A 20,036-nucleotide genomic window follows, 5' to 3' on the forward strand; every position below is an offset into this window, starting at 1 on the left:
TTGCTATGGACACCAAAAAGGAGATCATTAAGACATTGAAAGATCTGTTATTAAAAGCTCATGCGCATGTGAGTTTTGCGGAGGCGGTGAAAGGCCTGCCGGCAGAACTGCGGGGCGTGGTACCTGAACGGCTGCCTTACAGCATCTGGCAGCTGGTGGAACATATCAGGATTACGCAGGCTGATATTCTGGAATTCAGCCGGGATGCCGATTATAAGTCGCCCCGCTGGCCTGAGGGCTACTGGCCCAAAGCATCGGCGCCGGCCAATGATCATGTATGGCAGAAGAGCCTCGACCAGATCCGGGCCGACACGCATGCTTTCGTTGAACTGCTGGAGGCGCCGGATGCTGACCTGTTCCAGCCTTTTCCGTATGGCGACGGGCAGCACCTGTTCCGCGAAGCGGTGCTGATAGCGGACCATACCAGCTATCACACCGGTGAGATCATTGCCATACGCCGGTTATTGAACGCCTGGAAATAGTTGTTTACACTCTTTGCCAGAGGGCGTCCACAAACCATTTTTTATTGTCGAAGAAGCGGGCAACCGGCTGAAACCCTGTTTCGATGGCCAGTTGCTCTGTTTCTGCAAGTGAGTATTTCTGTGATATTTCCATATACAGTGGTTCATCGGCTTCAAAGTCGATATGGACATCCTGACCGATGTGTACCTGCTGTTTTTCCAGACTGATCAGATAACTTTTACAGGCGCCGGTACCTGGATCGTACGTGGGATAGTGTTCAAATTTTCTGATGTCGAAATCAGCGTCCAGCTCCCGGTTGATACGGGTCAGCAGGTTGAAGTTAAACGCACGGGTAATGCCTGCTTCATCATTATAGGCACGCAGGATCACCTGTGGATTTTTTTTGAGGTCGAAGCCTGTCAGCAGCAGGTCGCCAGGCAGCAGATAATCCCTTAGCTCCATACAGAAATCATGGGCCGCAGCGCTGTTGAAATTGCCGATGTTGGCGCCCATAAACAATACCACCTTCTTTTTATGGCTGTAGGTGTTTGCCTGTTGCAGCATGTCGAAGTATTCCCCGTTCAGGCCTTTCATCCGCAGGTCGGGGAGGACGGCCGGTAATTGTTGTTCCAGCTGCGCGATCACGTTAGCAGAAATGTCGATGGGAAAGTAGGTGAAGTCTGTTCCGTTAGCAAGCAGTTGCCGCAGCAGATGGATGGACTTGGTAGCGTCGCCGGCGCCCAGTTCCACTACATCGAAGGTATGGGCCTGTTGCACGAGGGTGGCCGCTATTTCGGCGGAACGGGCCGTAAGGATTTCCATTTCACAGCCGGTCAGGTAGTACTCCTGGCATTGCATGATTTGTTGAAACAGCCGGTCACCTTCTGCATCATAAAAATATTTGGAGTCCAGATATTTCTGCGGTGCGCTGAGTCCTTTAACTACTTCCTGATAAAAAGTGCCGGTCACCGGTTTTCTTTTACATAGGACCGTACGGCCTGGAATTACAGTGGTTTGCATACGCAGTCTTTTTAGATGAAAGCCTATTTTGCCAGCCTGATACCGGTAAACTGCCATCGCAGGGAAGGATGGAAGAAGTTGCGGTAAGTGATGCGGCTATGATGTGGGGGCGTTACTTCTGAGGCGCCCCTGAGTACCATCTGATTGATCATGAATTTACCGTTGTATTCGCCGATGGCGCCGGGGGCTTTGGTGAAGCCCGGATAGGGGAGATAGGCGCTTTCCGTCCATTCCCAGCGTGTTCCCCATGCCAATTGAGGGGCAGCTGCTTCCCATTCGAATTCCGTCGGCAGGCGCATGCCTTTCCAGGCTGCAAAGGCGGCGGCCTCATAGTAGCTGATATGGCACAGGGAGGCATCCGGAAGCAGGGGTTGCAGGCCCTGCCAGTTGTAATGCATCCATTGGCCGTTGATATTGTACCAGTACATCGGCATTTCCACCTGGTTTTTCTTTACCCAGTCCCATCCTTCCGCGTGCCAGTAGCGGAAGTCGCGGTAGCCACCCGCCTGTATAAAGTCGAGGTATTCCGCATTGGTGACCAGCGTTTCACTAAGACGATAGTCTCCCAGGTATACTTTATGCCGGCCCAACTCATTATCAAAGCAGAAACCGTTACCGGAGAATCCGATGTCATATACCCCTGCCTTCATCTCTAACCAAGAACCGGCCGCTTTTGTTGCGGCAGGAGATGTTTTAGCCGGGTTGTAGGCCGGAAAGAGCGGGTTATGTCCGAGTATGTATTTGATGTCGGTATACAACAGCTCCTGGTGTTGCTCTTCATGGTTGAGCCCAAGGGTGATGAGCGCTTGTAGCTCCGGCGGGTGCGCGGTATCCAGGAATACTGCCATGGCGTCGTCCACATGACGGCGGTACCGCATGATGTCTTCCACGGCAGGCCGGCTCAGATTGCCGCGGTCCGTGCGGATTACGCGGGCGCCTACCGATTCGTAATAACTGTTAAAGACAAAATTATATTGCGGATCAAATTCCGTATATCCTTTCGCGTTAGGTATCAGTATAAATGTTTCGAAAAACCAGGTGGTATGCCCGAGATGCCATTTGGGGGGACTTACATCCACTACCGGCTGTACTACATAATCCTCCGTTTTGAGCGGCGCACAGATATCTTCCGTTCGGTTGCGTACTGTGAAATAATCTTTTTTCAATTGCATGACTACTGGTGGTTAGTGATGATGCACATATTTTGCTAAATCGGAAATGCTGTTGATATGTAGCCTGGAAGCCTGTTCCCGGCGCATCATCAGCGCGTAGGTATTGTTGAAGCCGATGGGTTGCAGCCACCGGACCTGATATTGTTCTGCAAAACCTTTCTTTACATAATCGTATACTTTTTTACTGTCTCCGATAATGCTGTCTATTGTTTGCTGTGGCGCCTGCAGGATCACCAGCAGGCCGGTGCCGGTATATTCCGGGTACATGTCTATCTGGTCGTTGACCAGCGCGTCGAAGACGATTTTAGTGCCGCCGAGCCCTGTTTTAGTGGTGGCGTTCAGATCGGTATAGCCTTCGATCAGCATTTTGTACATGTTAGCCAGAATGTAGCCATCACCGAATATTTTGGCGCCAATGCGGATGGTGCCTTTGGTGCCGTTCCTGGCTGGTTTCCAGAGCCGGGCCGACACAAGGAAGTCTTTGGCTACCTGCTGCGGATTTTGTTTGAGATAATCCACCCGATAGTTGAGCTCTGTCATGATGCTATCATTAATTGTACCAGAGAGCTGATCAAGGGCAGGGGCGAGCTCAGGATATTTTTCCAGCACAGCCTGCCGGACAACCGGCGCGGCATAATAAGGTGGAAAAATATGTTTATCATCTTTCAATACCATCAGGTCAAATGCTTTCACGCGGCCATCAGTGCTGCTGCCGCTGATGACGTCCAGTTTTTTCCCGTAGGCGGCTTTATACATGATCATGTCACTGATCACCAGCGTGCGCAGATGAAGGCCATACACGTTACGCAGCCCTATGGCGCCGTCTTTCCGGCCCATGAACTCAGGTGTGAAGCCTGCTTTGATGCGGGTACTATAGGTATCTGGCAGCAGGTAGAAAGAAGACAGCAGCAGCAGTACTGCCGGCAGTACCAGTACTGTTTTTCGGGCTTTGCGCATATTGAGGCGTTGCAGGCGCGACAGTCCCCAGTCGAACAGGATCGCCAGCAAGGCCGCCGGAATGGCGCCGGCAAGCATCATATGGGTATTGTTGAGCGCGATGCCACCGAAAATAAACTCACCCAGGCCGCCGGCAGCAATATACGCCGCCAGCGTGGCCACCCCTACATTGATGACGGTGGCGGTACGGATACCGGCAAGTATGACGGGCATAGCCAGTGGCAACTGTACTTTCAGCAGCAGCTGCCGCGGGCTCATCCCCATGCCGGTGGCGGCTTCGGTAATGTTGGGGTCTACACCCAGAATACCGGTGTAGGTGTTACGCACCACTGGTAGCAAGGCATAAAGAAACAACGCTACGATCGCCGGTTTGGGACCGATGCCCAGCAAGGGTATCATAAATCCCAGCAATGCGATACTGGGAATGGTTTGCAGAATGCCGGTGATGCCCAGCACAGGCCCGGCCAGTTTTTTACGACGGGAGATCAGGATGCCGGCGGGCACGCCAATGCATACGGCTATCAATACAGAGATGAACGTAAGCCCGGTATGGGTAAGGGTTTGCTCCAGCAGCTTACCGGACTGCTGCCGGATAAAATCAAGAAACGTTTCAGGCGTGTCCATGCTGACCGATAGTTTTTTTATAAGCGGTAATAGCGTTCATCAGGATGTTTCCGTCCAGATGTTTGTTTTCCCCCCGGAAAGTACTGCCGACTTTGCCGTGGGTAAGACTTTCCAGTGTGTCCCAGCAGTTGGTATCGGCAGACAGAGTGATGTCTGCCACGTTGCCGGTTTCATCCAGATAAGGCCATATATCGCGCAGCCGGAGCGATTTTAATTCCAGCTCCAGCCGTTGTTTGTCCAGAAAATGCCGCACAAAATCATTAGCGGGATTAAACAGCAGTTCGGTAGCGGTGCCCATTTGCTGGATACGTCCTTCGTTCATGATACAGATACGGCTGCCGAGTTCAAATGCTTCTTCCACATCATGCGTAACAAGAATGATGGTCTTGCTGTTCAGTTCATCGAGCAATTTAAATTCTTTTCGTACGCTGATGCGGGTGAGGGGATCGAGTGCGCCGAAAGGCTCGTCCATCAGCAGGATGGGAGGGTCGGCGGCGAGCGCGCGTGCGAGTCCTACCCGTTGCTGTTGCCCGCCACTGAGCTGTTGCGGATATACGTCAGCGTAGGAGGCGGCCGGCAACCGCAGTTTTTCCATCAGCGCCAGCGCCCTCGAACGGATGCGTGCTTTGTCCCATTGCAGCAGTTGTGGTACCACGCTGATATTTTCGAGCACAGTATAATGCGGAAACAGCCCGGTGTTCTGCAACACATAGCCAATATTGCGGCGCAGTGTTTCCGGTGTTTCGGAACTGATGGCTTTTCCCTGAATAAAGATTTCCCCCTGGTCGGGTATCAGCAGCCGGTTGATCATGCGAAGGGTCGTGGTTTTGCCGCAGCCGCTGGTGCCCAGCAATACGAGTGTCTCCCCGGGCTGTACTTCAAAAGACAGGTCGTTTACTGCATTTTTACCGTGACTGAAACTCTTTGAGACATGCGATACTTTGATCATAATATATAGACGGTGTTGGGGAAAATAATACTCAGATTGACCTTTATTTTTCCAATGTCATAAACAGGTTATTGATAGACTCCGCATACAGGGGATGAGCGAAGATCATATCCCGTAGCTGCGTTGCCGTTATACCGCCGAGCATGGCCATTTGTAAAACAGACATCACTTCGCCGCCTTCCGTACCAATGACAGCAGCACCGAGTAGCTGTCCGGTGTGTTCGTGCACGATCGCTTTCATAAAGCCTGCCGTTTCGCCGGTTTCGATGGCCCGTGCTACTTTGTCCATGCCCAGGTGCGCCACTTTCACGGGATATCCTTCCTGGCGGGCGCGTGTTTCAGACAGGCCAATACGTCCGAGTTGCGGATCGGTGAACATGCAGTAAGGCAGCTGTCGCGTTTTGATGCTGAGTTCTGCTTCTTCGAACAGGTTTTTGTAGAGTATGAGGTGGTCGTTATAAGAGACATGGGTGAAGGCGGGCCCGGGTTTTACGTCTCCTATGGCGTAGATGCCCGGGCAGCTGGTTTCCAGCTGGTCATTGATCTGAACATATCCTTTTTCATCGAGGGTGACGTTGGTTTTGTCCAGTTGCAGCGTAGCAGTTTGAGGCAGGCGCCCGGTAGCCACCAGCAGGTGTGTACCGGTGATGGTATTGGATTTACCACCTGTCTGCAGTTGTACTTGTAGGTTACCCTGGCTGCCGCTTATTTTTTCTGTGGTGGTGGAGGTGAATACCTGTATATCTTCTGCTTCGAGGATTTTTTTCATGACTGCCGCCACATCCGGATCTTCTTTGGACATCAGCTGAGGGCTCTTCTCCACTATGGTAACGGTACTGCCTAAACGGCGATAGAGCTGCCCCATTTCCAAAGCGATGTAGCTGCCGCCGAGGATGATCAGTTCCGGTGGCACCTTCACCTCGTCCTGCAAGGTAGTGGAAGTAAAGTACGGCACATCGCGGAGACCGGGAATGTCCGGAATATAAGGGGCTGCGCCGGTATTGAGGAAGATATGATCCGCCGTGAGCTCCTGGTTGCCGCCATCATTCATGGCCACCGAGAGCGTTTTTACACCAGAGAATGCCGCCGTGCCATACAATACGGTGACACCCGCTTTTTCGAGGCTATGGGCGATACCGTTCCGGAATTGCTCCACGACTTTGTTTTTTCTGGCTACAATGGCCGGCAGATCGATCGTGTAACCCATGTTGTCGATACCCCAGGATTCGCTGTGAGACAACAGATGGGCTATCCGTGCGCTGGCGATCATCGTTTTGGTGGGCGTACACCCGTCATTGATACAGGTGCCGCCGAGCTGCCGTTGTTCTATCAGGGCGGTTTTCCAGCCTTTCTCCGCCATTTTCTTCGCCAGGGGATTGCCGCCCTGTCCTGAACCGATTACAATTGCGTCGAATTTTTGCATGATATTATTTTTTCGCGTTTTGTTTCGTCCCCGTTTCGTTCCCAGGGCTCACGCCCCGGGCTACGATGTTGTTCAGGTTATTTAATGGAAAGATGTGATATGTATGGTTTATCTGTTTTCATGAATAATGCGGTAGAGATGACAGTAAATGGTTAATTCTATTTTGTTTCTGACTCTCGATTCTTTTGACGATGTTGTAGCTACCATGGCTTTAGTGAAGTATAATAAACGATTTTCATTCACAGGACCTGAACAACATCGTAGCCCGGGGCATGAGCCCCGGGGACCTGGGAACGCGAAATCCGGATCAATATTCGTTCCCAAATGGGGTGACAAGACGTGTTTTTGACAAACATTTGAATCCGCAGCTTTCTGTGCCAGCGGCAAATGCCGTATCTTTGCGCTCCTGAAAATACAGATTTTGGTTAAGATTGACAACATAACACTGCCCGATTTCCCCTTGTTGCTCGCTCCCATGGAGGATGTAAGCGACCCGCCTTTCCGTGCTGTCTGTAAAGATACCGGGGCCGACCTGATGTATACAGAATTTATATCAAGTGAAGGCCTGATCCGCGATGCGATCCAGTGCCGCCGTAAACTGGATATTTTCGAGTACGAGAGGCCGGTGGGTATCCAGATTTTCGGGGGTGACGAGGATAGTCTGGCTTTGGCCGCTAAAATTGTGGATGTGACCAATCCGGACCTGCTGGACATCAATTTCGGTTGTCCGGTGAAAAAAGTGGCCGGCCGTGGCGCCGGCGCCGGGGTATTGAAAGACCTCGATCTGATGGTGCGTCTTACCGATGCGGTGGTAAAGGCCACCAAGCTGCCAGTAACGGTCAAAACACGCCTCGGCTGGGACGATGATACCAAGAATATCGAAGAAGTGGCAGAAAGGCTGCAGGACGTAGGTATTAAAGCATTGGCCATCCATGGCCGTACCCGCTGTCAGATGTACAAAGGCGAAGCTGACTGGACCCTTATCGGAAAAGTGAAGAACAATCCCCGCATACATATTCCCATTTTCGGCAATGGAGATATCAATTCACCGCAGAAAGCGGTTGAATATAAAAATCGCTATGGGGTAGACGGTATCATGATCGGAAGAGCTGTTATCGGTTATCCGTGGTTGTTCCGCGAAATCAAACATTACGTGAAAACCGGGGAATTGCTGGCCGGCCCTACGCTGGAAGAACGTATCGCTGTCAGCAAAAAACACCTGCGCCTGTCGGTGGAATGGAAAGGACCGGTGGTGGGTATCAACGAAATGCGTGGCTGTTATGCCAACTATCTCAAGGGACTGCCTAATATCAAAGAATTCCGCAGTCGCCTGGTGACGCAGAAAACAGTGGAAGAAGTGGAAGCCGTGCTGGATGAAGTAGAAGCGTATTACAAAGGCATTGAGATTGAAAAGGAACCCATAGAAATGATCGATTATCATCAGAAATGCCCGCTGTAGGTATTCAAACGATATAGAAAGCCCCGACGGACCATTACCGTCGGGGCTTTTATTTTTAAGGGATGATACGCCTGTTTTTCAGTTGCCCGAAGGCGTCCAGCAGCACTTGTGTACTGTTCCCGTTCATCTCCTGAAAGCCATATCTTCTGGCTTTATTCACATCAAAGAAAGCATCATCTTCCACATTGAATATGGCATCTCCAAATCCCCACTGTACCAGCTGCTCCAGCGTATAGGGGGAGAGGTTATACTTTTTCACGATCGCTGCCCAGAGATCTTTTTCCCTGGCATATATTCCCTTAATGAAAAGGTTTGTGGCTCGGCTACCGGTACGCCAAAGTATTCCCCGATCTGTGGCCATACCTGCGACCAGCGGAAGATGTCGCCGTTGGTGATATTGAAGACTTCATTTTCGGCATTGTCATTGAGTGCGGCCCATTCCAGTGATTTAGACAGGACACTGTCGCCGGTAATATTAACAAGGGCGTTGTACGCTTTGTATGAGCCGAGAAAGCGCATCGGAATACCTTCTTCTTTACAAAGCGTAGCGTATACCGCGATCAGATTAGCCAGGTTCATGGGCGTGCCAACTGTAAAGCCAATGACAATATCGGGGCGAATAGCCGTCCACGACCATGATTTGCCAACGGACTGTTTTCGCAGATAATCTTCCTGATCGTAGTAAAAATTTGGGGTGATGCTTCTTGGATCTGTCTCCAGCGCTGGTGTTTTGTATCTGCCCAGATGTGCGCCGTATGCTTTCCCTCCCTGTATGAACAGGACACGTTTGAGGGCGGGGGCTACCTTTTCGAGTACAGGTACCAGGTTGCTCAGTAGTTTGAGATTGGCTTCAGCCTGTTCATAAGGGGTGAGGCGCTCCGTATAGGCGTTGAAGAAAACATGGGTCACTGTTTTCAGTTGATCGCCTGCTGCTGCCACGGCCTGTGCATCGTTGAGATCGAGGGGCACGAAGGTGGCCGTTGTTTTATCATGCAGTGCTGTACGCGCGGAAGCCAGTACGTGCCATTTACCGGTGGCGATCAGGTGTTCTGTTAAATGCCTGCCTATGATTCCATTGGCGCCTGTGATTAACGCTGTATTGGTGTTCATCTGATTTGTCTTTTTTAAGGTGAAGAACCAAATTTCGGTGTTGGGCAGTGATGATCGTTATATCAATAGTTATTGATCGTTATCAGCATTCTGATAATGGTACTCAACAGAAAGCCCTGATACCGTGAAGTACCAGGGCTTGGTTGTATTGTTGGTGGTCAGCGGCTGACCGGCTGATATGCTTCAAAAGTGACCGAGGCGTTAGCCCTTCCGGAGGAGAGGGTACGCAAGGTGGTTACATATCCGAAGAGGTCGGCCAGTGGTACGCTGGCGGTGATGTCCTGCACATTGTTTTTGATTTCCATGTGCCTGATCACACCACGGCGTCTGTTGAGATCGCCGGTGAGCGCGCCGGTATATTCTTCCGGCGTGGTCACTTCCACTGACATGACAGGTTCCAGCATCAACGGGCCGGCCTGCGCTGCAATGTTGCGGAAGGCGATCATGGCCACCTGTTCAAAGTCCTGCGCGTGAGAGTCGTTGGAGTGGATCTTTCCATCGAGCAATCGTATGCGCATGGCGTGAACGGGGTATCCTTTGAGCGGACCGGTTCTCATCGCCGTTTCAAAGCCTTTGCTGATGGAAGGGATGAACTCCTTCGGTATGGCGCCACCTTTGATGTCGTTGATAAATTCCAGTCCCGGTTTACCATCTTCCCGTGGCGACAGTTCAAACGTAATGTCTGCAAAGTTACCTGAGCCACCGGTTTGTTTTTTAAACACTTCATGGTGGGTGATGGGGCGGGTGAATATCTCCTTATACGCAATCTGCGGCGCACCTTTGTTGACCTGCAGCTGGTATTCTGTTGCCAGTTTTTCCAGCACCACTTCCAGGTGTAGTTCGCCCATGCCTTTGAGGATGGTCTGGCCGGAGGACTTATCTACTTCCACAGACAGGGTGGGATCTTCATCCAGCAGTCCTGCCAGTGCTTCGCCGAGCCGGTCTGCATCTTTAGAGGCTTTCGCTTCCACGGCATAACCGATCATGGGTTCAGGGAAGCTGATGCGTTCCAGCAGCACCTGATGGTCCGGATGGGCCAGGGTGTCGCCGGTTTTAACGTCTTTCAGTCCTACTACAGCGCCGATATCGCCGGCACCTATTTCAGTGACGGGCTCGAACTTGTCGGACATGATACGCAGCAGGCGGCTGATGCGGACTGTGCGGCCGGTGCGGCTGTTCCAGAGCATATCGCCGGTGCGTAATATGCCGGCATATACGCGCACTAACGTCAACCTGCCTACGTAGTCATCTACCATGATCTTAAAGGCCAGCGCAGCCACATTGGCGTCGGTGTTGGCCGGTATGGTGATGGCTTCGCCCGAATCCGGGTCGGCAGCATGTACCACCGGGATATCTTCCGGAGCAGGCAGGTAGACAGCTACCGCATTCAACAGCGGCTGTATGCCTTTATTTTTATAGGCGGCGCCTGCCAGAGCGGGTACGGCCAGCATGTTGAGCGTAGCATAACGCATCGCTTCCACGATCAGGTTTTCGCTGACGTTGTCAGGCGAACCGGTGTACTGCTCCAGCAATGGTTCGTACAACAGCGACAGTTCTTCTATCATGCTGCGGCGCGCCTGCATGGCGGTTTCCAGCAGTTGTTCCGGTATGTCTTTTTCTTCAAACAGCTTACCGTCATCATCATGCCAGAGCAGCGCTTTCATGCGGACGAGATCTATCACGCCCATGAAATTGTCTTCCTGGCCAATAGGTAATTGCAACGGAATCACATTAGCGTGTAGGCGTTCCCGTATTTCATTGACTACCCGTTGAAAGTCTGCGCCCTGACGGTCCATTTTATTGATCATCACAATGCGTGGCACGCCGTAGTGATTGGCCTGGCGCCATACGGTTTCCGACTGCGGCTGCACACCGGATCGGGCGCAGAAGACTGCCACGGCGCCATCGAGCACACGCAGGGAGCGTTCCACTTCAGCCGTAAAATCCACGTGTCCGGGCGTATCAATAATATTGATCTGGTATTTATCGTCTGCATAATTCCAGTAGGTGGTGATGGCAGCAGAAGAGATGGTGATACCCCGTTTTTCTTCCTGCGGGTCCGTGTCCATCATGGTATTACCGTCATCTACGTTACCCATTCTGTGTGTCAGGCCGGTGTAATACAGCATTCTCTCTGTGAGCGTCGTTTTGCCGGCGTCGATATGCGCCATGATACCTATATTTCTGAATCGGGACAATTGTTGTCTCATATAATAATCTTCTTTAAAAAATGGAATAAAAAAGCCTCTCATGCGGTAATGAGAGGCTTTGCGTTTAGGCAACAGCATGCCAGACATTACCGGTATGGCCGGATGTATACAGTCATTGTTGTGATCAATACTTTCATAAGGCAATGATCATTTACAGCATGTAAAATGGTGATCGGGGAAGCGCGGGGAGACAAAATAAAAAGGCCTCTTCGGATGAAGAGGCCTCCAGTATGATAATGGGAGTTATTTCATTTGATGATACCTCTTATATCCGGGTTGGATCTGCCTCCCCGTCTTGAATAAAGACAATACGGGTACTTGCAATTACCGCTCTGATAACGGAATCGTTTTTCCTGTTTGTCTGATATTTAAAGGTCTGTTTCATCTGTTTTAACGCAAGTGAATTTTTGCGATGCAAATATAGTGATTTTTTTTATGCCAACAAAAACGCGTTTCAATTGTCTTCTATTTTTACAGAAAATTCAAAGAATTGTACCAATGTTATCTAAAAGACGGGGTGTACTTTTGTGTATCATTTCAAGATAAAATATAAACGAATGAATATTACAGATCTTACAGGCACCGTGCAGCTGGCTAATGGCGTAAAGATGCCTTATTTGGGATTGGGCGTGTGGCAAACCAATGACGGACAGGAAGTGATAGATGCCGTAACTTATGCACTGGATGCAGGTTACCGGCATATCGATACTGCAGCTATTTACGAGAACGAAGAGGGCGTAGGCACAGCTGTGGCCAATAATAAAGTAGACAGAAAAGATATTTTTATTACCAGCAAAGTTTGGAATGCTGACCAGGGATATGATAAAACCCTGAAAGCGTTTGATGAATCGCTGGAAAAACTGAAAACCGATTATCTGGACCTCTACCTGATACACTGGCCGGTAAAAGGACAGTATAAAGAAACATGGCGCGCATTCGAAAAACTGTATGCCGACGGCCGTGTGAAAGCCATCGGTGTGAGCAACTTCCTGCAGCATCATCTGGAAGACCTGTTCCAGGGCGCCAATGTACTGCCTATGGTAGATCAGCTCGAGTTCCATCCGTTCCTGGTACAACCAACCCTGCTGGACTTCTGCCGTCAGCATCATATTCAATACCAGGCCTGGAGCCCGTTGATGCAGGGTAAAGTGTTCAAAGTGCCCCAATTGCAACAGCTCGCCGAAAAATATGGTGTGTCTGTAGCGCAACTGGTACTGCGCTGGGACCTGCAGAAAGGAGTGGTGACCATCCCTAAGAGCGTTCAGCAACAACGTATCATTTCTAATGCGGAGATCTTCAATTTTGAGATCACCCCGGAAGATGTAGCAGCTATTGATGCGCTGGACCGTGGCGAAAGAGTAGGCCCCGACCCTGACAATTTTAATTTCTAGCATAAAGCATTCGGATCATGCTTGTTACATAGCCGTCTCTTCACAGCAGAGGCGGCTTTTTTTATTTTTTCTGTTAAAACATCTGATGTTTATTTGAAACATCATACCTTTGTACAGTAATCAGTTTTATATGGACCAGACATCGAAACTTTCCAACCGCGTCATCAACGCTATCCAGAAAGACATCTCTCAGGGGATTTACAAACCAGGGCAGAAGATACCGACAGAACCTGAATTGATGGTGCAGTACGCCGTGGGGCGTTCTACCATCCGGGAGGCGGTGAAAACGCTGGCTATGTCGGGAGTATTGCGTGTGCAACAAGGCTCCGGAACTTTTGTGAGTGAATCGGTACAGACAGAGTCGCTGGACCAGCGGCTGCGGCGGGCTGATTTTGAAGAGATCAATCAGGTGCGGCGTATGCTGGACTATGAGATCGTGAAACTGGCAGCGCAGCATCATACCAAGACCTCGCTGACGGAAATGAAGAAATATCTCGACCTACGTAAAGCGGCCATTCTCGGGCAGCAGTACCAGGATTGTATGGAAGCGGACATCGCTTTTCATACCGCTATTGCCAAAGCCAGCGGTAATCATGTGCTGGCGGACCTGTATCGCAGTTTCACCGTGGTGATACGCGACTTTTTTGCCAAAAGGGATACGGAAAGCATCAGTCACTTTGCGATCAGCCACCACCTGCACGAGCAGCTGTATGAGGCCATCAAAAGCGGCAATGTGAAGTTATCCCGGCAGGCCATGGAAGATATACTGGACAACAATTATTAAACTTTCCGAAAGATGAACATACTTATTTTTAGTCTGATACTCCTCGCAGGTGCTTATGTGGCGGGCCTTTTAGGTTCACTGACCGGACTGGGTGGCGGCGTGGTAGTAATCCCTTTGCTGACGCTGGTGTTCCACGTTGATATCCGTTACGCTATCGGCGCGGCGTTGCTGGCTTCCATTGCCAATTCCTCCGGCGCGGCATCGGCTTACATCAAAGAGGGAATTACCAATGTGCGGTTGGGCATGTTCCTGGAGATCGCCACCACATTGGGGGCCGTAGGAGGGGCGCTGATCGCTGTTTTTACGCCTACCAATACCATTGCCATACTGTTTGGGGTAGTGCTGATTTTTTCCGCATTGATGACAGTTCGCAAAAAACAGGAGCATACTTTACAGGAAGGCAGCCGGTTATCTTATGTGTTAAAACTGAACAGCAGTTATCCAACGCCGCAGGGTGAAGTGCCTTACAAACTCCGGAACATTGGCGGCGGTTTCTCTATTATGTTGCTGGCGGGTGTTTTATCCGGGTTGCTGGGTATCGGCTCCGGCGCCCTGAAAGTGCTGGCGATGGATGGCGCCATGAAGATACCATTTAAAGTAAGCACTACTACCAGCAACTTTATGATCGGTGTTACCGCTGCGGCCAGCGCGGTGGTATATCTTCAGCGCGGCTATATTGACCCGGGGATTGCCTTTCCGGTGGTATTGGGTGTACTGGGCGGAGCCTTTACCGGCGCGCGTTTGCTCACGATCATGAACCCGAAAACGTTGCGATACATTTTCTGCGTGGCTATTTCTTTTGTGGCGCTGGAAATGATCTACAACGGCTTACATCACCAGTTTTAAACATCAGCCATGAAACTCATCAAAACATTAACGGGCGACCGGGATATTGCTTTACTGGTAGGACAGGTGTTGCGTACCGGCGTGATCACTGCCAGCGCCATTGCTTTCATTGGCGGGGTGTTATACCTGGCCAAGCACGGCGCTGACAGTCTTCCTGACTATAGTACCTTTACCGGAGAAGGAAAAGAATACACTACTTTCGGCGGTATTTTCCGTGGCCTGGCCTCCTTCAAACCATCAGCAGTTATTCAGTTTGGTGCGTTGATACTGTTGGCGACACCCATATTGCGTGTGTTCTTTTCCCTGATCGGCTTTGCCGTGGAGAAAGACCGGATGTATGTGGTGATTACCCTGATGGTACTGGGCATCATCCTGTTCAGTATGTTTGGCGGCCTGAAAGTATAGCGTTATTGCAGCGCTGCAAAAAGTGCATCAATATCGCCTTTGTTGTTATAGAAATTCAGCGCCACGGTGAGCATGTTATTTTTATAGCGGGCCATAAAATGGCGCTGTTCCAGCAGCTCAAATTGTTCCGGAGAAATTTTCAGTCGCTGTATCGATGAAAGGTGCTGTGGTTCAAAATTGGAGAGGACTTCAATCTGATGCTTTTGCGCCTGTTCGTGCAGGTAGCTGATCAGTGATTGTATGTAGTCGTTGATATCGGCCACGCCAATCGCTTCAATATATCGCAGGGCTTCTCCCATCAGTAGTATGTTGAGGAAAGCCGGCGTTCCCTGTTCGAACACCCGGGCGTCCTGCTTGGGTATAAACTGCGTATAGTCCTGTATGATATCAAAATCGGGATTGGGATAGGTGACGTTGTACCATCCCATGGTTTTAGGCGGATATTTTTCCAGCAGTTGCTGAGATACGTACATGCCGCCGGCGCCATAGCCTGCTGTTACCCATTTGTACGCATGGAAAATGAGGATGTCGATGTGATGAGCTGCCACATCAATTTCATTGACGCCAAAAGACTGGGTCGCATCCACAATCAATATGATACCATGCTTTTTACACAAAGCGCCTACTGCTGCCAGGTCGTGGCGGTAGCCGGAGCGGAACATCACATGGCTGAGGATCAGGATACGGGTGTCGGGCGTGATCTGTTGCTCGATAGCGCTGACAGGTATGGCGCCGTTTGATGCTGCCTGTACCAGCCGGACAGGATGACCGTGATGTATCCACGGTACGAAGCTGGTAGGGAAATCATCCTTCATGCTGAGGATTTCAAACGTGGTGGGGAACATACCTGTCAGTAACCCCATTGCCTGCGCGGTATTGGTGATAAAGGCGATTTCCGAAGGAGCAGCGTGGATAGAGCCGGCAATAGACGCGCGGATTTCCTCTATTTCCGGTACCCAGGCAGACATTACGCCGCGGCCCTGTTCACTCAGGTCGGTCAGCAGTTCCTGTGCCCTGGCGACTATTGGTTTGCCAACAGGCGCGCCGCCGTTGGTGAAGAGGTAAGTATATTTATTGAAGACCGGATAATCGGCTCTTATTTTCTCCCATTTGCTGTCGGTGGCTATCATCTTTTTATACTATTTTATTAATTGTTGATTCTTAATAAGCAATCCGCCGGTGCCCGTTTTGTTTACGAAATAAACATGATAACTTGCGATGTACGACGGGAATTAATTCTTATACAATTTAAGGCTTTTAGCATGTTGAAAAAAAGAAAACTGCTGGCATATGTGATGCTGCTGCTACCGGTGGGAACATTGTGCGCACAGGAACAGCCACTGTTCCGAAAGGCAGGCGCGCCGATTGATCAGCGCGTTCAGGATCTGCTGCATACATTGACATTACAGGAGAAGATTTCGCTGTTGGGATATAATAGTCCCGCTATTGAGCGACTGCATATTCCTGCTTACAACTGGTGGAATGAAGCCTTGCATGGCATTGCCCGTGGGGGTGAAGCCACCGTGTATCCGCAGGCTATCGGTTTGTCGGCATCCTTTAACGCTCCGCTGGCGCAGTCAGTAGCTGCTTCCATTTCCACGGAAGCCCGCGCGAAATATAATCTCGCTGTTGCCGCAGGGCGTCATGTGCAGTATATGGGGCTTAATTTCTGGACACCGAATGTCAATATCTTCCGTGATCCGCGGTGGGGCCGGGGCCAGGAAACCTACGGGGAAGATCCTTATCTGACAGGTGTGATGGCTGGTGCCTTTGTGCAGGGACTGCAGGGAAATGAACCGGGGGCGCTGAAAACAGCTGCCTGCGCCAAACATTTTGCGGTACATAGCGGACCGGAAGCGGACCGTCACAGCTTTAACGCGGTAGTAGATGAAAAAGACCTGCGGGAAACTTATCTCTATGCTTTTAAAAAGATGGTGGATGGTCATGTGGAATCTATCATGTGTGCTTACAATCGGGTAAACAGTCAGCCTTGCTGTACCGGTAATACTTTACTACAAGACATCCTGCGGAAGGAATGGAAATTCGGCGGGCAGGTAGTGACCGACTGCTGGGCGCTGGACGATATCTGGCTGCGTCACAAAGCTATTCCTACCCGTGAGGAAGTGGCTGCCGCTGCTATCAAAGCTGGTGTCAACCTGGACTGCGCCAATATTTTACAGGACGACGTGTTAAAAGCGATCGATAAAGGATGGCTGAAGTCTGCCGAGGTAGATAGTGCACTGAGTGCCAGTCTGCGTACCCAGATGAAACTCGGGCTGTATGATGCGGCGGGAAGCAGCCGCTATAGCGGTTATGGGGCTGATAGTGTCAACAATGCCTGGCATACTACGCTGGCATTGCAGGCCGCCAGGGAGAGCATGGTACTGTTGAAGAATAACGGCGTGCTGCCATTGCAGCAAGACAAATACGCTTCCATGCTGGTCACCGGTTCTAACTCCGCTTCGCTGGAAGCCTTGATGGGTAATTATCACGGCGTATCCGGGAATATGGTGACGTTTACCGCAGGACTTAGTAAAGCTGCCGGACCAGGCATGGCCACACAGTACGACCAGGGATGCGACTTTACCGATACGCTGCATTTTGGCGGTATCTGGGCATCTCAGAACTGCGACGTGACCGTTGCGGTGATAGGGCTGACGCCCTTGCTGGAAGGGGAAGAGGGAGATGCTTTCCTGTCGGCTTCCGGTGGTGATAAAAATTCGTTGAGCCTTCCCCGTTCGCAGGTTGTGTTTATGCAGAAATTAAGGGCCGCGCATAAGAAGCCGATCATCGCCGTGGTGACGGCCGGCAGCGCGGTAGATATCTCTGCCATCGAACCTTATGCCGATGCGATCATCCTGGCATGGTATCCCGGAGAACAGGGTGGTACTGCACTCGCAGATATCATCTTCGGAAAATATTCGCCCGCAGGGCGACTCCCGGTCACCTTTTATCAATCGCTGAAAGACCTACCGGATTATAAGGACTATAGCATGAAAAACCGTACCTATCGGTACTTTACAGGCAAGGTGGCCTATCCTTTCGGTTTCGGTCTGAGCTACACCTCTTTTGCGTATGACTGGCAACAGGCGCCCGCTAACGGTTACAGACTGAATGATACAATTCGTATGACCGTTAACGTGCGTAATACCGGCAATATGGATGGAGACGAAGTATTACAGGCTTACATCACTTATCCGAATCAGGAGCGGATGCCGCTGAAAGAGCTGAAAGCATTTAAACGGGTGCTGGTAAAAAAAGGCGATACCACTGCCGTGACGTTGGAAATACCGATGGCTGAATTGCAGAAGTGGGACCTGCAACAGCAGCGCTGGAGACTGTATAAGGGAACTTACGGGGTACACATCGGGTCTTCTTCCGCTGATTTTAAACTCACACGTAACATGGTTGTAAAATAAAAAAGAATGCCAGGACGAAAGCCCTGGCATTCTTTTTTTGCAGCCGTTATGCGATCATTTTGTTGACCACCCGTTTCAGGGTGAGTCCCTGTATGATGATAGAGAACAGCACTACGAAGTAACTTCCGGAGAGAATGATTTCCTTGTAGGGAGACTCCGGGAGAGACATGGCCAGTGCTACGGAGATGCCCCCACGAAGACCGGCCCACACCAATATGGTAATGCCCTTGTAGGTTGTTTTCAATGATCGTTTTAGCAGTAATGATGGGAGGTAGATACTCATGGCTCTGGCCACCAGCACAAAGGCTACGGCAAAGAGGCCTGTCAGCCAGTAGTTCTTAAGGAACGGCATGAGTACGATCTGCAATCCGATCATTACAAAGAGAATCGTGTTGAGCAGTTCATCTATGAGGTGCCATACGTTATGGAAATAGCGCTGCATGTCTTCCGACTGTTTGGTACCCAGGGAGGTATTGCCGAGGATAAGGCCGGCAGATACTGCTGCCAGCGGAATAGACACGTGTAGCATAGCGCCCAGTACGGATATCACCATGACCATGGATAAAGATACCATGACAATGATCTGGAAGTCATCTACCCGTTTCATGGTGCGATAGGCCACCAGACCGGAGATAACACCCAGCAGGATGCCACCGAACACTTCCTGCGAAAACAGGGCGACCGTATGTGAAAAGGAGACATGCGCGTCGGAGCTGGCTGCCAGCTCTTTCAGGATCACAAAGAGCAGGATGCCGGTACCGTCATTCAATAGGGATTCACCGCCAATGATAGTTTCCAGCGAAGAAGGCACTTTGGATTTTTTCAGCACAGACATCACCGCCACCGGATCGGTAGGTGAGATGAGCGCACCAAACAGCAGGCAGTAGAGCAATGGCAGTTCTATGTGCAGCAGTCCCGTGGCCCAATACAACAGATACCCGAAGATGAAGGTAGAGCCGATTACGCCGACGGTACTGAGTATCAGTACAGGGTATCGTTGTTCTCTCAGTTTCTGGAAATCAAATTGCAGGGCACTCGCAAACAGGAGGAAGCCTAACATAATATCCAGCAGTGTTTGTGTAAAATCGATACTGCTCGTAAGGTCTTTGATGAACGCGTAGGCGTCGGGGAAAATTTTACCGGTAAACAAAATCAGCAGGGACAGCAACAGTGAAACCACGATCACGCCTATGGTTCCGGGGAGTTTGATAAACCGGTTGTTGATGTACGAAATCAGCGCACTGATAGTGATTAAAGCCGTAATAATTGTAAAAGTGTTCATAGCTTCCAGATAATGCCAGTTAAAGAATACAGATTTAAAAATGATAATGCTATCACTATAGGGGGCGCTAAAGATAGAAAAACATTTGTAAATCGCCCTACTGGCGGCCCGGAACGGCTACTTTTTTTTAGCGGCAGCTTTCTTTTTCGGGGTGGCTGCTGTTTTCTTTTTGGATGGGGGTGCCAACTTGTTGTACGCTAAAGCTCTGTCCACCCAGTGTTCCAGCTGTTTTTTGGTATGCAGGGCGCTGTTGTCTACGAACACAAACCCGGGCATTGTTTTGCCGCCATGCACCATGGGGGTGCAACCTTCTTCTTCCAGCACCGCATCTGTCAGCGCCGGATCGATGCGTAACATGATGTGGTCTGCCTTTACACCTACACACATTTTATCATCGACCATAAAACAGAGGCCGCCGAATATTTTCTTTTCTTCCACGTTGGAAGACGCCGGCGCGATCAGTTCTCTGACGCGATCGGCCATTTTTTCGTCGAAAGCCATATGAGAGGGGTTTATCTATTAA

The 20,036-nt window shown here is 50.5% G+C and carries 18 protein-coding genes; 7 read left to right on the plus strand and 11 right to left on the minus strand.

All coding sequences use genetic code 11. The features are described from left to right. The first annotated feature begins 5 nt into the window (after nucleotides 1-5). Nucleotides 6-482: a DinB family protein gene (locus tag ICL55_RS22975; RefSeq protein ID WP_188101757.1), complete on the plus strand. Its 477-nt coding sequence runs from the start codon at nucleotides 6-8 to the stop codon at nucleotides 480-482. Between the two features lie 4 nt (nucleotides 483-486). On the opposite strand, the gene ICL55_RS22980 is transcribed toward ICL55_RS22975, so the two are convergent. From ICL55_RS22980 to ICL55_RS23000, 5 genes are read right to left on the minus strand one after another with little or no spacing between them, the layout of a single operon-like run. Next, entirely contained in the window at nucleotides 487-1,482 is a 996-nt protein-coding gene (locus ICL55_RS22980; RefSeq protein WP_188101759.1) for an L-histidine N(alpha)-methyltransferase, read from the minus strand. Between the two features lie 23 nt (nucleotides 1,483-1,505). Next, complete coding sequence (egtB, locus tag ICL55_RS22985) at nucleotides 1,506-2,654, minus strand: ergothioneine biosynthesis protein EgtB (RefSeq protein WP_188101761.1); 1,149 nt, start codon at nucleotides 2,652-2,654, stop codon at nucleotides 1,506-1,508. A gap of 12 nt (nucleotides 2,655-2,666) precedes the next feature. Beyond that, nucleotides 2,667-4,235 carry an ABC transporter permease/substrate-binding protein gene (locus tag ICL55_RS22990; protein WP_188101763.1) on the minus strand — a complete coding sequence of 523 codons (1,569 nt, stop codon included), beginning with the start codon at nucleotides 4,233-4,235 and terminating at the stop codon, nucleotides 2,667-2,669. Further along, nucleotides 4,222-5,184 carry an ABC transporter ATP-binding protein gene (locus ICL55_RS22995; protein ID WP_188101765.1) on the minus strand — a complete coding sequence of 321 codons (963 nt, stop codon included), beginning with the start codon at nucleotides 5,182-5,184 and terminating at the stop codon, nucleotides 4,222-4,224. Before ICL55_RS22995 ends, ICL55_RS22990 begins: the two co-directional genes overlap by 14 nt. A 43-nt stretch (nucleotides 5,185-5,227) precedes the next feature. Further along, a complete protein-coding gene (locus tag ICL55_RS23000; RefSeq protein ID WP_188101767.1) occupies nucleotides 5,228-6,607 on the minus strand; it encodes a mercuric reductase in 1,380 nt (459 codons plus the stop codon). A 421-nt stretch (nucleotides 6,608-7,028) separates the two neighbouring features. Between ICL55_RS23000 and dusB the strand changes: the two genes are divergently transcribed. Then, nucleotides 7,029-8,066: a tRNA dihydrouridine synthase DusB gene (gene dusB / locus ICL55_RS23005; RefSeq protein WP_188101769.1), complete on the plus strand. Its 1,038-nt coding sequence runs from the start codon at nucleotides 7,029-7,031 to the stop codon at nucleotides 8,064-8,066. Nucleotides 8,067-8,121: 55 nt separating this feature from the next. On the opposite strand, the gene ICL55_RS23010 is transcribed toward dusB, so the two are convergent. The 3 genes from ICL55_RS23010 to fusA form a co-directional block, all read right to left on the minus strand. Then, nucleotides 8,122-8,325: a hypothetical protein gene (locus ICL55_RS23010; RefSeq protein ID WP_188101771.1), complete on the minus strand. Its 204-nt coding sequence runs from the start codon at nucleotides 8,323-8,325 to the stop codon at nucleotides 8,122-8,124. Continuing rightward, a complete protein-coding gene (locus ICL55_RS23015; protein WP_188101773.1) occupies nucleotides 8,322-9,176 on the minus strand; it encodes an SDR family oxidoreductase in 855 nt (284 codons plus the stop codon). Before ICL55_RS23015 ends, ICL55_RS23010 begins: the two co-directional genes overlap by 4 nt. Before the next feature lie 158 nt (nucleotides 9,177-9,334). Beyond that, nucleotides 9,335-11,386 (minus strand): elongation factor G, encoded by a 2,052-nt coding sequence (fusA, locus tag ICL55_RS23020; RefSeq protein ID WP_188101775.1) that lies wholly within the window; start codon nucleotides 11,384-11,386, stop codon nucleotides 9,335-9,337. Nucleotides 11,387-11,943: 557 nt separating this feature from the next. Here fusA and ICL55_RS23025 point away from each other — a divergent pair. From ICL55_RS23025 to ICL55_RS23040, 4 genes are all read left to right on the plus strand, one after another. After that, entirely contained in the window at nucleotides 11,944-12,777 is an 834-nt protein-coding gene (locus ICL55_RS23025) for an aldo/keto reductase (RefSeq protein WP_188101777.1), read from the plus strand. Between the two features lie 130 nt (nucleotides 12,778-12,907). After that, a complete protein-coding gene (locus tag ICL55_RS23030) occupies nucleotides 12,908-13,561 on the plus strand; it encodes a FadR/GntR family transcriptional regulator (RefSeq protein WP_188101779.1) in 654 nt (217 codons plus the stop codon). Nucleotides 13,562-13,573: 12 nt separating this feature from the next. Then, nucleotides 13,574-14,407 carry a sulfite exporter TauE/SafE family protein gene (locus ICL55_RS23035; protein WP_188101781.1) on the plus strand — a complete coding sequence of 278 codons (834 nt, stop codon included), beginning with the start codon at nucleotides 13,574-13,576 and terminating at the stop codon, nucleotides 14,405-14,407. A gap of 9 nt (nucleotides 14,408-14,416) precedes the next feature. Then, complete coding sequence (locus ICL55_RS23040) at nucleotides 14,417-14,812, plus strand: DUF1634 domain-containing protein (protein WP_188101783.1); 396 nt, start codon at nucleotides 14,417-14,419, stop codon at nucleotides 14,810-14,812. Nucleotides 14,813-14,814: 2 nt separating this feature from the next. Here the strand turns inward: ICL55_RS23040 and ICL55_RS23045 are convergent, their stop codons facing one another. Continuing rightward, nucleotides 14,815-15,942, minus strand: coding sequence for an aminotransferase class V-fold PLP-dependent enzyme (locus ICL55_RS23045; RefSeq protein ID WP_188101785.1), 1,128 nt, complete (start codon nucleotides 15,940-15,942; stop codon nucleotides 14,815-14,817). A gap of 132 nt (nucleotides 15,943-16,074) precedes the next feature. Between ICL55_RS23045 and ICL55_RS23050 the strand changes: the two genes are divergently transcribed. Next, nucleotides 16,075-18,231 (plus strand): glycoside hydrolase family 3 N-terminal domain-containing protein, encoded by a 2,157-nt coding sequence (locus tag ICL55_RS23050; RefSeq protein ID WP_188101787.1) that lies wholly within the window; start codon nucleotides 16,075-16,077, stop codon nucleotides 18,229-18,231. 46 nt (nucleotides 18,232-18,277) lie between these two features. Here the strand turns inward: ICL55_RS23050 and ICL55_RS23055 are convergent, their stop codons facing one another. Further along, on the minus strand, nucleotides 18,278-19,513 hold the full coding sequence (locus tag ICL55_RS23055; RefSeq protein ID WP_188101789.1) for a cation:proton antiporter: 1,236 nt from the start codon (nucleotides 19,511-19,513) through the stop codon (nucleotides 18,278-18,280). Nucleotides 19,514-19,630: 117 nt separating this feature from the next. Continuing rightward, nucleotides 19,631-20,014: a TfoX/Sxy family protein gene (locus tag ICL55_RS23060; protein ID WP_188101791.1), complete on the minus strand. Its 384-nt coding sequence runs from the start codon at nucleotides 20,012-20,014 to the stop codon at nucleotides 19,631-19,633. Between the last annotated feature and the right edge of the window lie 22 nt (nucleotides 20,015-20,036).

Source organism: Chitinophaga varians (genome assembly GCF_014529945.1).
Taxonomy (GTDB): domain Bacteria; phylum Bacteroidota; class Bacteroidia; order Chitinophagales; family Chitinophagaceae; genus Chitinophaga; species Chitinophaga varians.